Here is a 14,162-nt window from a genome sequence, read left to right on the forward strand (position 1 = left end):
ATACTGTAGCCTAAAACGCGGCGCCGCGGCGCTCCGCCGGCCGCACCTCGTCGAGCAACGTGCGGATGACACCGGCCATACTAGCGTTCATGTCGCTGCGCCACAGCGCGAAGGCGACATTGGCCTCGACGAAACCTTCAGGCGAGCCGCAATCGAAGGTGCGACCCTTGTAGTGATAGCCGTAGAAGGGCTGCTGCTTTTCCAGCTTCAGCATCGCGTCGTGCAGCTGAATCTCGTTGCAGGCGCCACGCTCCTGGCTTTCCAGGATGCCGAAGATTTCCGGCTGCAGGATGTAGCGGCCGTTGATGTAAAGATTGGAGGGCGCGGTCCCCTGTTTCGGCTTCTCCACCATGCCGGTGATGCGGAAGCCGTGATGCGCGTCCTCGCCGCGGCCGACGATGCCGTATTTATGCGCTTCCGCCGGATCGCATTCCTGCACGGCGACGATATTGTTGCCGGTCTCGGCATAGAGTTCGACCATGCTCCTCGTGCAGCTCTTTTCCGACTGCATGATCATGTCCGGCAAAAGCAAGGCGAACGGTTCGTTGCCGACCAGCTCGCGGGCGCACCAGACGGCGTGGCCGAGACCCATCGGCACCTGCTGGCGCGTGAAGCTCGTCTGCCCCGGCGCCGGCTGCAGCCGCTGCAGGCGGGCGAGTTGGTCGTCCTTGCCGCGCTGGGCGAGCGTGTCATAGAGCTCGAACTGGACGTCGAAATGGTCTTCGATGACCGCCTTGTTGCGCCCCGTCACGAAGATGAAATGCTCGATGCCGGCCTCGCGCGCCTCGTCGACCACATATTGGATGACCGGTCGGTCGACGACGGTGAGCATCTCCTTCGGGATGGCCTTGGTGGCCGGAAGAAACCGCGTGCCGAGACCTGCAACCGGGAAAACTGCCTTGCGAACGCGCTTCATGCTGACACCCCTGCGTTTGAGCCAATTATCCGCTCGGCGGCACGCTCCGCAATCCCCCCAAACATTTTCGCGCCGGAAATCATTTTCACGCCGAAATGTTGGATTACCGGCAAGCGTTGAATGTGAGAGCTAAAGCGGCGATACGTCTTTTCGTTCCCGGCAGCCCCTATGGTAAACTAAATACTAACCCGGTTCGGCGTTGAATGATCCTTCCTGATTTGACGAAGGAGGAAATGATGTCCGTTCGCAACACCGCGAGGCGCATGACGGCCCTGGTGACGGCCGCCGGCCTTACGCTGGCCTTGCTGATGCCCGCCGGTCCCGCTTTCGCCGATGCCGGGTTCCGCCAGTGGGTCGCGGGCTTCCGCGCCACCGCGGTGGCGGGCGGCGTTTCGAGCGCTGTCTACGACCAGTCCATGAGAGGCATCGAGCCCGATCCGGTCGTGCTGGAAAAGGCCCGCACCCAGCCGGAATTCACCGCGCCCGCCTGGGACTATTTCGACAACCGCGTGCACGACCAGGCGGTCGCCAACGGCCAGGCGATGGCACGCAAATGGAAACCGTGGCTCGACCGCATCGAGGCGCGGTTCGGCGTCGATCGCAACATCCTTCTGGCCATCTGGTCGATGGAATCGAATTATGGCGAGACGCTCAAGCGCGACGACATCATGCGCAACGTCGTGCGTTCGCTGGCGACCCTGGCCTATGGCGATCCCAAGCGCTCGAAATATGCCCGCACCCAATTGATCGCGGCGCTGAAGATCCTGCAGACCGGCGACATCGACGAAAGCCATCTGATGGGCTCTTGGGCCGGCGCGATGGGCCAGACCCAGTTCATCCCGACCAGCTATCAGCGCTATGCGGTCGACATGGACGGCAACGGCAGGCGTGACATCTGGAATTCGATCCCCGACGCGTTGGCGACCTCCGCCAATCTGCTCAAGAAGAACGGCTGGCAGGCCGGCAAGACCTGGGGCTATGAGGTCACCATCCCGGCCGGCAAGCTGCCCGGCGGCGCAAAGACGATCGCGCAGTGGCAGGCGCTCGGCGTCGTCAGGGCCAACGGCAAGCCGTTCAGGAACCTGACCGACAAAGCTACACTGAAAGTGCCGGACGGCCGGGGCGGCCCCGCCTTCCTGATGATCAGGAACTTCTCGGTCATCAAGGCCTACAACAATGCCGACAAATACGCTTTGGCCGTCGGCCTGCTCGCCGATGAGATCGCCGGCGGTACCGGCCTTGTGCAGGACTGGCAGCGGCCCTTCACCAAGCTCACCTTCGAGGAGCGACAGGAGCTGCAGAAGCGGCTTTCCGAGCACGGCTACTACGACGGCAAGTTCGACGGCAAGATCGGCGACGGCTCGAAGGCCGCCATCATGGCCTACCAGGCAAGGGTCGGCCTGACGCAGGATGGCTATCCGAGCCTGGAAGTGCTCAAATGGCTCCGCAAGCAGTAGAGCCTGCGTAGGCGCCAGGCGTCCTTTCAAAGACGACGAGGATGCTGTAGCGCTTCGGCTTGCGCATGACTTTCCCGCGTCTGCCTGGTCATGCGCCAAGGGATGGAGAGGTGTTTGGTTTCGGTTGCGCGTATCAGGCAGAGCATTCGCCGGGCGCCCGTCCTGATTCTCGCCCTTGCCGTGCTTGTCGTCACCGCCGCCGGCGCTTTCCATACCCCTGCATTCGCGCAGGAGGAAAGCCGTGGCTGGTCGTTGCGCGACCTTCTGTTCCCACGCCGCAGCGAACGCATCGAACCCCCGGTCGAAGTTCAGAAACCGAGGCCGAAGCCGAAGAAGAAATCCAAGCCGCGACCGCCGGCGGAACCGGAAACGCCGATCGTCGAGAAGACCAATGACGCCCGGGTCGTGCTGGTGGTCGGCGATTTTTTGGCGGGCGGGCTGGCGGAGGGCCTGGACACGGCCTTTGCCGACAATCCCGCCGTTAGGATCGTCGCGCGCAGCAACGGTTCGTCCGGCTTCGTTCGCGACGACGTCTACAATTGGCCAGCCCAGATCAAATCGCTGATCGAAACCGAGAAACCGGCGGCCGTGATCGTCATGCTGGGCTCCAACGACCGTCAGCAGATGAAGGTCGGCGATGTGCGCGAGCAGCCACGTTCGGAGAACTGGACCAAGGAATATGAGCGCCGCACCGATGCGTTCGGCAAGGCCATACAGGACACCAAGGTGCCGTACCTGTGGGTCGGCATGCCGGCTTTCGGTGTGTCGAAGATGAACTCCGACATGCTCGCCTTCAACGACATCTATCACTCGGCTGCCGAGAAACACGGTGGCGAATTCGTCGATGTATGGGACGGCTTCGTCGACGAGAATGGCGCTTTCGTCACCTCCGGCCCGGACATCAACGGCCAGCCGGTACGGCTGCGTTCCGACGACGGCATCAACGTCACCAAGGCCGGCAAGCGCAAGCTCGCCTTCTACACGGAAAAGCCGTTGGCCAAGATACTCGGCCTGGCGGCGCCGGGAAGCGTCACGACCATGTCGGCGCCGGCCGGCGCCCCGGTCGAGGCGCCGAAGCCGACCGCCGCGCCCGTCATCGTCGACCGCACCGCGCCGATGCTGCTCGCCGACCCGGCGCTCGACGGAGGCACCGAACTGCTCGGCGCCGCGCAGCCGACCAGGGCCAATCCGAATTTGCCCGGCGAAAAGCTGATCCTTGAAGGCAAGGCGCCGGCCGCTTCGCCCGGCCGCGCCGACGATTTCTCCTGGCCGCCGAAGCCGCCGGCGACCGCCGCCGCTCAACCCGACACGGCGGCGGGCGTCAATCAATAGCTCATCGGCTCGGAGACCGTTTCAGAAATTCGCTCCTGCGAGTCAGAGGGTGGTGTTTTCGAGAGCCGGAGCGGAGCGTACGTTGACATACGTGAGCACCGGAAGCGCAGAAAACGCCAGCAGCTTGGGCGCAGGAGTAGAATTTCCAGAGCAATTCCAGGAAAAGTGTGAGCGGTTTTCCGCCCGGAATTGCGTAAAACAAGGAGATAGAGCATTTCACCGTTTCCGTGAAACGGTGAAATGCTCCAAACGGTCTCAGCGCGGCAGCACCGTCGACCCCATCAATGCCTCATCGATCGAGCGCGCCGCCTGACGGCCCTCGCGGATCGCCCATACCACCAGCGACTGGCCACGGCGCACGTCGCCCGCCGCATAGAGCTTGTCGACGCTGGTCTTGTAGTCGCGGTCATTGGCCTCGACATTCTTAGAGCGGCGGCTGTCGGTGACGACCTTGATCTTGCCGTCGAGCTCTTTCATCAGGCTGTCGCTCGCCGGTCCGGCGAAGCCGATGGCGATGAAGGCGAGATCGGCACGGATGACGAATTCGGAACCGGGGATCGGCTTGCGCTTGTCGTCGACCTCGCAGCAGCGTACGCCGGTCAACTGGCCGTCCTCGCCGATGAATTCGAGCGTCGCCACCTGGAATTCGCGTTCGGCCCCCTCAGCCTGCGAGGAGGATGTGCGCATCTTGGTCGCCCAGTAGGGCCAGACCGCCAGCTTGTCTTCCTTCTCGGGCGGCTGCGGGCGGATGTCGAGCTGCGTCACGCGCACCGCGCCCTGGCGGAAGGCGGTGCCGATGCAGTCGGACGCTGTGTCGCCGCCGCCGACCACGACGACGTGCTGGCCGCCGGCGATGATCGGGTGCGAGGGCCAGGCCACCGACTGGATCGGCTCGCCGCCGATGCGGCGGTTCTGCTGCACCAGATAAGGCATCGCGTCATAGACGCCGCTGAGGTCGCTGCCCGGAATGCCGGCCGGACGCGGCGTTTCGGAGCCGCCGCAATAGAGAACGGCATCGAATTCCTCGATGAGATCGGCCGCCTTCATGTCGACGCCGACATTGACGCCGCAATGGAATGTCACGCCCTCGCCCTGCATCTGCTCGATGCGCCGGTCGATATAGTGCTTTTCGATCTTGAAGTCGGGAATGCCGTAGCGCATCAGCCCGCCGGGACGGCTTTCGCGCTCATAGACATGCACGTCATGGCCGGCGCGGCCGAGTTGCTGCGCCGCTGCCATGCCGGCCGGGCCTGAGCCGATCACGGCAACGCGCTTGCCGGTCTTCTTCTCCGGCGGATAGGGCCGGATGTGGCCGGTCTCATATGCCTTGTCGGCGATCGCCTGCTCGACCGTCTTGATCGCGACCGGAATGTCCTCGAGATTCAGCGTGCAGGCTTCCTCGCAAGGCGCAGGACAGATGCGGCCGGTGAACTCCGGGAAATTGTTGGTCGAGTGCAGGTTGCGGATCGCGCTGTCCCAGTCGCCATTGTAGACGAGGTCGTTCCAGTCCGGGATCTGGTTGTGGATCGGGCAGCCGGTCGGCCCATGGCAGAACGGAATGCCGCAATCCATGCAGCGCGCGGCCTGTTTCTCGACCTCCTTGTCCGACATCGGCAGCGTGAATTCGCGGAAATGCCGGATGCGGTCGGATGCCGGCTGGTACTTGTGCACCTGCCGGTCGATCTCGAGAAAGCCTGTTACCTTGCCCATAGTCCAGTCCCTGCTGTCCGAAGGCACGCTTTTGCAGCGCACCCGTTAACCCCATAAGGCTGCCATGGCAACCTTCGTTCCGAGGTCAGGATTGTTGGTGAGGATGCCGGCCGGAAAGTCATCTTTCCGGCCATGCCCGAAACTATTCCGCCGCCACGCTCATGCGCATGCGTTCCATCTCGATCAGCGCGCGGCGATACTCCACCGGCATGATTTTCCGGAATTTCGGCCGGAAGTTCTGCCAATCGTCGAGGATTTCGCGGCCGCGTACCGAACCGGTGAAATGCACGTGGTTCGAGATCAGCTGATAGAGCCGTTCCTCGTCATGGCTGGTCATGTCGCCCGACACGTCGACGCGGCCCTTGTGGTCGAGGTCGCCGCCGTGATGGAGCAGCTTCTCCATCAGGTCGTCCTCTTCCGGGACAGGCTCGAGCTCGACCATCGCCATGTTGCAGCGCTCGGCGAAATCGCCCTTCTCGTCCAGCACATAGGCGACGCCGCCCGACATGCCGGCCGCGAAGTTGCGCCCGGTCTTGCCGAGCACGACGACGATGCCGCCGGTCATATATTCGCAGCCATGATCACCGACGCCTTCGACGACGGCGGCCACGCCGGAATTGCGGACGGCGAAACGCTCACCGGCGACGCCGGCGAAATAGGCCTCGCCTTCGGTTGCGCCATAGAGCACCGTATTGCCGACGATGATCGAGTCCGCCGCGACGATTCTAGCCTCTTCCGGCGGGCGGATGACGATACGGCCGCCCGACAGGCCCTTGCCGACATAGTCGTTGCCGGCGCCGACGAGCTCGAACGACACGCCGCGCGCCAGGAACGCGCCGAAGGACTGGCCAGCGGTGCCGGTGAGCTTCACCTTGATCGTGTCTTCCCGAAGGCCTTTGTGCTTGAACCGCTTGGCGACTTCACCCGACAGCATGGCCCCGACGGAGCGGTCGACATTGCGGATCGGCAGCTCGATGGTGACGGGCTGCTTGGCATCCAGCGCCGGCTTCGCCAGTTCGATCAGCTTGCGGTCGAGCACGTCGTCGATCGGATGCTTCTGCCGTTCGGTCCAGTGGAGCGCCTCATGCGGCGCGTCCGGCTTGAAGAACATCTTCGAGAAGTCGAGCCCGCGCGCTTTCCAGTGCTGGATCACGTCGCGCTTTTCCAGGAGATCGGTGTCGCCGATGATCTGGTCGAGATGGGTGTAGCCCATCTCGGCAAGCAGCGCCCGCACCTCCTCCGCCACGTAGAAGAAGAAGTTGATGACGTGCTCCGGCGTGCCCTTGAAGCGCTTGCGCAGCACCGGATCCTGCGTCGCCACGCCCACCGGGCAGGTGTTGAGGTGGCACTTGCGCATCATGATGCAGCCGGCCGCGATCAGCGGCGCGGTCGAGAAGCCGAACTCGTCGGCGCCGAGCAGCGCGCCGATGATGACGTCGCGCCCGGTGCGCAAGCCGCCGTCGACCTGCAGCGCGACGCGCGAACGCAAGCCGTTGAGCACCAGCGTCTGGTGCGTTTCGGCAAGGCCCATTTCCCACGGGCTGCCGGCATGCTTGAGCGAGGTCAGCGGCGAAGCGCCGGTGCCGCCGTCATAGCCCGAGATGGTGATGTGGTCGGCGCGCGCCTTGGCGACACCCGCCGCGACCGTGCCGACGCCGACCTCCGACACCAGCTTGACCGAGACGTCGGCCGCCGGATTGACGTTCTTCAGGTCGTAGATCAGCTGCGCCAGATCCTCGATCGAATAGATGTCGTGATGCGGCGGCGGCGAGATCAGGCCGACGCCGGGCGTCGAGTGCCTGACCTTGGCGATGGTCGCGTCGACCTTGTGTCCGGGCAACTGGCCGCCCTCGCCGGGCTTGGCGCCCTGCGCGACCTTGATCTGCATGACATCGGAATTGACCAGATATTCCGCCGTGACGCCGAAGCGCCCCGAAGCGACCTGCTTGATCGCCGAGCGTTCCGGGTTCTTCCCGCCGCCGGGCAGCGGCAGATAGCGGTCGGCCTCTTCGCCGCCCTCGCCGGTGTTGGACTTGCCCCCGATCTGGTTCATGGCGCGCGCCAGCGTGGTGTGCGCTTCCCTGGAAATCGAGCCGAACGACATCGCCCCGGTCGAGAAGCGCTTGACGATCTCGGCCGCCGGCATCACGTCCTCGATCGAGACCTTCTTGCGGCCGGTTTCCTCGGCTGTTCTGATCTTGAACAGGCCGCGGATGGTCTGGGCCCGCGCGGTCGCGCTGTCGATCTGAGCCGAATACTCCTTGAACGTGTCCCAAGACCCCTGGCGCACGGCATGCTGCAAGGTAGCGACCGCATCCGGCGACCACATATGCGCCTCGCCGCGCATGCGGAACATATATTCGCCGCCGACCTCGAGATTGTTGCGCAGCACCGGATCGCTGCCGAAGGCATCGCTGTGACGGCTGAGCGTCTCGGTGGCGATCTCCTCCAGGCCGACGCCTTCGATCAGGGTGGCGGTGCCGGTGAAATACTTCTCGACGAAATCCGACTTCAGCCCGATCGCGTCGAATATCTGCGCGCCGCAATAGGACTGGTAGGTCGAGATGCCCATCTTGGACATCACCTTGAGGATGCCCTTGCCGATCGACTTGATGTAGCGCGAAACCACCTCGTATTCGTCGACCTCTTCCGGCAGCTCGCCGCGCTTGTGCATGTCGAGCAGCGTGTCGAAGGCGAGATACGGATTGATCGCCTCGGCGCCGTAGCCCGCCAGGCAGCAGAAATGATGCACCTCGCGCGGCTCGCCGGATTCCACGACGAGACCGACCGCGGTGCGCAGGCCCTTGCGGATCAGATGATGGTGCACCGCCGCCGTCGCCAGAAGGGCTGGAATGGCGATGCGGTCGGGCCCGACCTGGCGGTCAGACAGGATGATGATGTTGTAGCCGCCGGCGACCGCCGCCTCGGCCCGCTCGCAAAGCCGATCGATGGCGCCCTGCATGCCGGCAGCGCCCTCGTTGGAGGCATAGGTGATGTCGATCGTCTTGGTGTCGAAACGGTCCTCGGTGTGGCCGATCGAGCGGATCTTCTCGAGATCGCCGTTGGTCAGGATGGGCTGGCGCACTTCGAGCCGCTTGCGGCGCGACGTGCCGACCAGGTCGAAGATGTTCGGCCGCGGCCCGATGAAGGACACCAGGCTCATCACCAGTTCCTCGCGGATCGGGTCGATCGGCGGGTTGGTGACCTGGGCGAAGTTCTGCTTGAAATAGGTGTAGAGCAGCTTCGACTTGTCCGACATCGCCGAGATCGGCGTGTCGGTGCCCATCGAACCCACAGCTTCCTGGCCGGTGGTCGCCATCGGCGCCATCAGAAGCTTGGTGTCTTCCTGTGTGTAGCCGAACGACTGCTGGCGATCGAGCAGGCTGACGTCCTTGCGCAGCGCCCGCGGCTCGACCGGCTTCAAATCTTCCAGGATGAGCTGCGTGTTGGCGAGCCAGGTCTTGTAGGGGTGCCTGCTCGCGATCTCCGACTTGATCTCCTCGTCAGAGACGATGCGGCCCTTGGCAAGGTCGATCAAAAGCATGCGGCCGGGCTGCAGCCGCCACTTCTGCACGATCTTTTCCTCCGGCACCGGCAGTGCGCCGGCTTCCGACGCCATGATGACGCGATCGTCATCGGTGACGATGTAGCGCGCTGGGCGCAGGCCGTTGCGGTCGAGCGTGGCGCCGATCTGGCGGCCGTCGGTGAACACCACCGCCGCGGGGCCGTCCCACGGCTCCATAAGTGCTGCGTGATACTCGTAGAAAGCCTTGCGGTCGGCGTCCATGAGCTTGTTGCCGGCCCAGGCTTCCGGGATCAGCATCATCATGGCGTGGGTGAGCGAATAGCCGCCCTGGAACAGGAACTCGAGCGCGTTGTCGAAGCAGGCTGTGTCCGATTGGCCCTCATAGGAGATCGGCCACAGCTTCGAGATATTGTTGCCGAACAGCTCGGAATCGACCGAGGCCTGGCGCGCCGCCATCCAGTTGTTGTTGCCGCGCACGGTGTTGATTTCGCCATTGTGCGCGACCATGCGATAGGGATGCGCCAGCTTCCACGACGGGAAGGTGTTGGTCGAGAAGCGCTGGTGGACCAGGATCAGCGCCGTCTCGAAGCGCGGATCCTTGAGGTCCTTGTAATAGGCGCCGACCTGGTAGGCCAGGAACATGCCCTTGTAGACGATGGTGCGCGCCGACAGCGATACGCAATAGGCGCCGACATCCTTGTTGTCGTTCTCGGCGTAGATGCGGCCCGAGATCACCTTGCGCAGCAGATAGAGCCGCGCCTCATACTCCTCGTCGTCCGGGATGTCGGCCGTGCGGCCGATGAACACCTGCCGGTGGAACGGCTCGGAGGCGACGATATCCGGCGCCTTCGACAGCGACGAATTGTCGACCGGCACGTCGCGGAAGCCGATGAGCGGCAGCCCTTCCGACTGCGCCGATTCGGCAATGATCTCTTCGATATGCGCGCGCAGTGCCGCGTCCTGCGGCATGAACCAGTGGCCGACGCCGTATTGACCGGCCGGCGGCAGTTCAACGCCCACGACCGCCATTTCCTCGCGGAAGAAAGCGTCCGGGATCTGCACCAGCACGCCGGCGCCGTCGCCGACCAGCGGATCGGCGCCGACGGCGCCGCGATGAGTGAGATTTTCCAGCATCGCCAGACCGTCCTCGACGATCCCGTGCGACTTCACGCCCTTCATGTTGGCGATGAAGCCGACGCCGCAGGCGTCATGCTCGTTGCGCGGATCGTAGAGGCCCTGCGCGGCAGGGCCGTTGGTGGTTCGGCCGGCTTTGGTCAGGACGGTGTTTTTAACGGCTGCCGCTTTGGTCTGCGCGGCCTGGCCGTTGATCGCAGATGGCGTCAGTTCCGTCATCGTCCTATCTCCGTTCTCCACCTTGGCCCTGACCGTTTCAGGGCGCTGGTTTGCCTTGGGAAGCGCGAATGCCTCTCCTATATCTTGCTGCACGTCTCGCGAAATCCATCGAACCATACGGCTATACGCCCGGTTCGCATCCGGTATCGTACAGGTCAGAGCCGGGCCGTCTACCCGCCGCTCGCGACAATGGCCGGATTGGCAGCAATGATACGCCAGTCCAGCCTGTTTTGTGCGACAAAATAAGACAGCACTACTGTCCTAAATTTTTTATGGCAGAAATCAGGGGCCTACACAAGACCGATTCACAAAAAACCTGAGCGTGCCGCGACATAAAATTTCGCGACGAGCACCGGAAATGCAAGCTTTGGTCGGGGTCTTTCGAGGCGACGCGCTGGCTTCACCGCTTTGCCCGCGATTGGCCCTTGCGCTTCTTCCGCCGAAGCGGTCAAGTCCCGCCGCTTTTGCCAATCACGATACGGACCTCTCGATGTTCTTTGCATCCGACAACTGGGCAGGCGTCCACCCCGACATTTCGGCCAACCTGTCACGCCATGCCGCCGGCGTCGCCACAGCCTATGGCGACGGCGATCTGGACCGCGCCGTCTATCGCCGCTTCAGCGAGATCTTCGAGCGTGAGGTGCAGGTCTTCTTCGTCGCGACCGGCACCGCGGCCAATGCGCTCTCCATGGCTGCATTGAACCGCATCGGCGGCATCGCGCTCTGCCATTCCGAGGCGCATATGAATGTCGACGAGTTCGGCGCGATGGGTTTCTACACCGGCGGCGCGCGCACCGCTCCGGTGCCGGGACCGCTGGGGCGCATGAACCCGGAGCTTCTTGACCGCGCCATCAAGCGCTACTCGCAGGACCTTGCTCCCGCCGGCCAGCCGATGGCGGTCACCCTCACCCAGGCGACCGAGGTCGGCACTGTGTACAGCGTCGACGACGTCAAGGCGATCGCCGAGGTCAGCCGCCGCCACAAGCTGCCGCTGCACATGGATGGCGCGCGCTTCGCCAACGCGATTGCGGCGACCCGCGTCAGCCCGGCCGAAATGACCTGGAAGAGCGGCGTCGACCTCATCTCCTTCGGCGGCACCAAGAACGGCTGCTGGATGGCCGATGCGGTGGTGATCCTCAATCCGGATGTCGGCAAGGACCTGCGCCTGCTGCGCCAGCGCGCGGGACAGACCTTCTCCAAGGCCCGCTTCATCTCGGCCCAGTTCGAGGCCTATTTCACCGATGATTTGTGGCTGCGGATGGCCGCACACGCCAATCAGATGGCCGCGCGTTTGGCCGAGGCGATCGAGGACGCGCCGGCAGGCAGGCTCGCCTGGCTGCCGCAGGCCAACGAAGTGTTCGCCATCCTCAACCGCGAAACCGCCGACAAGCTGCAGGCGACCGGCGCCAAATTCTACGAATGGGGCGTTCCGCAGGGCTTCGATGGCCATCTCGGTGACAAGGAAGCGATCTACCGCTTCGTCGCCAGCTTCGCGACGACGACAGAAGAGATCGACCGTCTCGGTCACTTGCTTGGCTGACGTTCCCGCGATGACCAGACCGCCTCTCGGCTCGACGATGCGGCTGGTTCGCCCGGCGCCGAATGTGCTGGGCTTCTATGACGGCCGCGTCGATGGCGTCCGCATCTGGTCGGACGAGCCGAACTGGCTCGACGACGGCGCCTACACGCTCGGCATCTGCACCTATGCGATCGTCGACGGGTCGCAGGCGCTTGTCTACGACACGCACATCTCCCTGCCGCATGCCCGCTTCATCCGGCAGACGCTCGAGGAGGCGGGCGTGACCTCGATACGCGTCGTGCTCAGCCACTGGCATGACGACCATATCGCCGGCAACGAGGTATTTAAGGATTGCGAGATCGTTGCCAACAGCCTCACCGCCGCGGCGCTCGAACGCGGCCGCGCCGGGATCGAAAGCGGCAACCCGCCGATCAAGCCGCTCGTCCTGCCCGACAGGATGTTCGAGGACAGTCTCAGCCTGACGGTCGGAGCCATCCCGATCGAACTGCGCCAGGTCGAAATCCACAGCCACGACGGCACGGTGCTGCTGATGCCCGACGCCGGCCTGCTTCTGGCAGGCGACACGCTCGAAGACTCGGTCACCTATGTCTCGGAGCCGGAGCGTCTGGCGGAACATCTGGTCGACCTCGAGCGCATGGCCGGTTGGCACTTTGACCGGATCCTGCCCAACCACGGTTCCTTCGAGGCGATCGAAGCCGGCGGCTACGACAGGAGCTTCATCGACGCCACACAGGCCTATATTCGCAAGCTGCTCGCCTGTCGGCATGACCCGGACCTGGCAATGCAGGACCTGAAAACTTTCGGCGCCGACATGTTTGCGGCGACGGCAGCCGAATATTTCGCGCCATACGAAGCCGTTCATCGGCAAAACGTCGAGGCTGTCGTCGCGGCAAGTCGCCGACAAGGTTGCGGTTAGGCCAGGAATGCACGCAGCAGCAGCTCGACGCCAAGCAGGATCAGAAAAATCAGGAACCAGCGGCGAAAACTTGCCGGGCTGATTTTCTGGCGCAGAATTTGCCCCAGCCATTGCCGAGCACAGCCGGCAGCACGGCAAGCGAGGACATCGCCAGATGTCCGGCATCGAACGCGCCATGCGAGGCAAGACCCAGCGCTAGGGCTATCGTCGACACGGTGAAGGAAAGGCCGAGCGCCTGGATCAGGTCGTCGCGGCTCAAGCCGAGCGCCTGGATATAGGGGACGGCAGGCACCACGAAGACGCCGGTGCCGCCGGTGACCAAGCCGGTGAGGAGGCCCACGGCCGGAGAAAACCAGCGCTCTGTCCTCGCTGGAACCGACGGCTGCCGCGCCAGCAATGTATAAGCGGCGTAAAGAATGAGCGCGGCGCCGAGGCCGGCGGTCGTCCATCTGACGTCGTCGCTGGCAAGCAGCCGGGCGCCGATGATCGTGCCTGCCAGGATGCCGGCCATCATCAGCCAGAGCCGGCGCAGGACTGCCGAAAAGCTCGGCCCGGCGAAAAGCTGCCAGATATTGGTGACGAAGGACGGGACGATGAGCAGCGAGGCAGCGGTCACCGGCGGCATGATCGTGCCCAAGAGACCCATCGCCAGCGTCGGCAGGCCCATGCCGGTCACGCCCTTGACGATGCCGGCGAGCAGGAAAGTGATTGCGACGGTGAGTGTCGGCGGCAGGGAAAAATCGGACATGGTCCTTCATGATCCGCCGCTGTGTACTTCAAAAGAGCCAGAAAGGCTGGTTGCCGGTGGCACGACGAAAAGCGGCGCCTCGAGGCGCCGCTTCCGTCTCGGGAGGGAGACGTCGTCTGTGATGGAGCTCGCGGATTACGCGGCGGCCTTGGCTTCGATCTGCTTGGCCTTGTCCGAGGACGAGGTGATCGCGATCTTGCGCGGCTTCAGCTCCTCGGGGATGTTGCGCTTGAGGTCGACGAAGAGCAGGCCGTTCTTCAGCGTGGCGCCTTCCACTTCGACGTGGTCGGCGAGCTGGAAGCGGCGCTCGAAAGACCTCGAGGCGATGCCGCGATAAAGCAGCTCCGAACCCTCGCTGTTGTTCTCTTCCTTGCGCTCGCCCTTGACGGTCAGCACGTTGCGGTGGGCTTCGATCGAGATTTCGTCTTCCGAGAAGCCGGCAACGGCCATCGAGATGCGATAGGCATTCTCGCCGGTGCGCTCGATGTTGTAAGGCGGGTAGGTCTGCGCGGTCTCGGGCTGGCCAAGCGAGTCGAGCATGGTGAACAGCCGGTCGAAGCCGACGGTCGAACGATAAAGCGGGGAAAAATCAACGTGACGCATAAGGTGTTCTCCTGTTGAGCAACATGGTTTGCGTATGACCTGGTGCGAAACCCTCGCAAGG

The 14,162-nt window shown here is 63.8% G+C and carries 8 protein-coding genes and 1 pseudogene; 4 read left to right on the forward strand and 5 right to left on the reverse strand.

Going from position 1 to position 14,162, the window contains the following annotated elements:
* Window positions 1-10: 10 nt before the first annotated feature.
* Entirely contained in the window at window positions 11-916 is a 906-nt protein-coding gene (gene galU, locus FJW06_RS01040; protein WP_140746676.1) for a UTP--glucose-1-phosphate uridylyltransferase GalU, read from the reverse strand.
* Between the two features lie 236 nt (window positions 917-1,152).
* On the opposite strand from galU, the gene FJW06_RS01045 reads away from it, so the two are divergent.
* The gene (locus tag FJW06_RS01045; protein WP_140746679.1) at window positions 1,153-2,373 is read left to right on the forward strand and encodes a lytic murein transglycosylase; all 1,221 of its coding nucleotides are present in this window, start codon (window positions 1,153-1,155) and stop codon (window positions 2,371-2,373) included.
* Window positions 2,374-2,487: 114 nt separating this feature from the next.
* Window positions 2,488-3,705 carry a DUF459 domain-containing protein gene (locus FJW06_RS01050; protein ID WP_140746682.1) on the forward strand — a complete coding sequence of 406 codons (1,218 nt, stop codon included), beginning with the start codon at window positions 2,488-2,490 and terminating at the stop codon, window positions 3,703-3,705.
* Between the two features lie 255 nt (window positions 3,706-3,960).
* Here the strand turns inward: FJW06_RS01050 and FJW06_RS01055 are convergent, their stop codons facing one another.
* Both FJW06_RS01055 and gltB read right to left on the reverse strand, forming a co-directional pair.
* A complete protein-coding gene (locus FJW06_RS01055; protein ID WP_140746685.1) occupies window positions 3,961-5,415 on the reverse strand; it encodes a glutamate synthase subunit beta in 1,455 nt (484 codons plus the stop codon).
* A gap of 142 nt (window positions 5,416-5,557) precedes the next feature.
* Entirely contained in the window at window positions 5,558-10,294 is a 4,737-nt protein-coding gene (gene gltB / locus FJW06_RS01060) for a glutamate synthase large subunit (protein WP_140746688.1), read from the reverse strand.
* A gap of 490 nt (window positions 10,295-10,784) precedes the next feature.
* Here gltB and FJW06_RS01065 point away from each other — a divergent pair, with 490 nt between their 5' ends.
* Together FJW06_RS01065 and FJW06_RS01070 are read left to right on the forward strand one after the other, a co-directional pair.
* Complete coding sequence (locus tag FJW06_RS01065; protein WP_140746691.1) at window positions 10,785-11,834, forward strand: low specificity L-threonine aldolase; 1,050 nt, start codon at window positions 10,785-10,787, stop codon at window positions 11,832-11,834.
* A gap of 10 nt (window positions 11,835-11,844) precedes the next feature.
* A complete protein-coding gene (locus FJW06_RS01070; RefSeq protein WP_140746694.1) occupies window positions 11,845-12,750 on the forward strand; it encodes an MBL fold metallo-hydrolase in 906 nt (301 codons plus the stop codon).
* On the opposite strand, the pseudogene FJW06_RS01075 reads toward FJW06_RS01070, so the two are convergent.
* Window positions 12,747-13,498: pseudogene (locus FJW06_RS01075) on the reverse strand (sulfite exporter TauE/SafE family protein). The gene FJW06_RS01070 and the pseudogene FJW06_RS01075 sit on opposite strands and share 4 nt — an antisense overlap.
* A 135-nt stretch (window positions 13,499-13,633) precedes the next feature.
* The gene (locus tag FJW06_RS01080; RefSeq protein ID WP_040997220.1) at window positions 13,634-14,101 is read right to left on the reverse strand and encodes an Hsp20 family protein; all 468 of its coding nucleotides are present in this window, start codon (window positions 14,099-14,101) and stop codon (window positions 13,634-13,636) included.
* Window positions 14,102-14,162: the final 61 nt, after the last annotated feature.

This window comes from Mesorhizobium sp. B4-1-3, assembly GCF_006439355.1.
Classification (GTDB): Bacteria; Pseudomonadota; Alphaproteobacteria; order Rhizobiales; family Rhizobiaceae; genus Mesorhizobium.

Excerpts from the sequence above, each read along its gene's own strand:
- galU (WP_140746676.1), bottom strand. The coding sequence starts at position 916 with ATGAAGCGCGTTCGCAAGGCAGTTTTCCCGGTTGCAGGTCTCGGCACG.
- FJW06_RS01045 (WP_140746679.1), top strand. The coding sequence starts at position 1,153 with ATGTCCGTTCGCAACACCGCGAGGCGCATGACGGCCCTGGTGACGGCC.
- FJW06_RS01055 (WP_140746685.1), bottom strand. The coding sequence starts at position 5,415 with ATGGGCAAGGTAACAGGCTTTCTCGAGATCGACCGGCAGGTGCACAAG.
- gltB (WP_140746688.1), bottom strand. The coding sequence starts at position 10,294 with ATGACGGAACTGACGCCATCTGCGATCAACGGCCAGGCCGCGCAGACC.
- FJW06_RS01065 (WP_140746691.1), top strand. The coding sequence starts at position 10,785 with ATGTTCTTTGCATCCGACAACTGGGCAGGCGTCCACCCCGACATTTCG.
- FJW06_RS01070 (WP_140746694.1), top strand. The coding sequence starts at position 11,845 with ATGACCAGACCGCCTCTCGGCTCGACGATGCGGCTGGTTCGCCCGGCG.
- FJW06_RS01080 (WP_040997220.1), bottom strand. The coding sequence starts at position 14,101 with ATGCGTCACGTTGATTTTTCCCCGCTTTATCGTTCGACCGTCGGCTTC.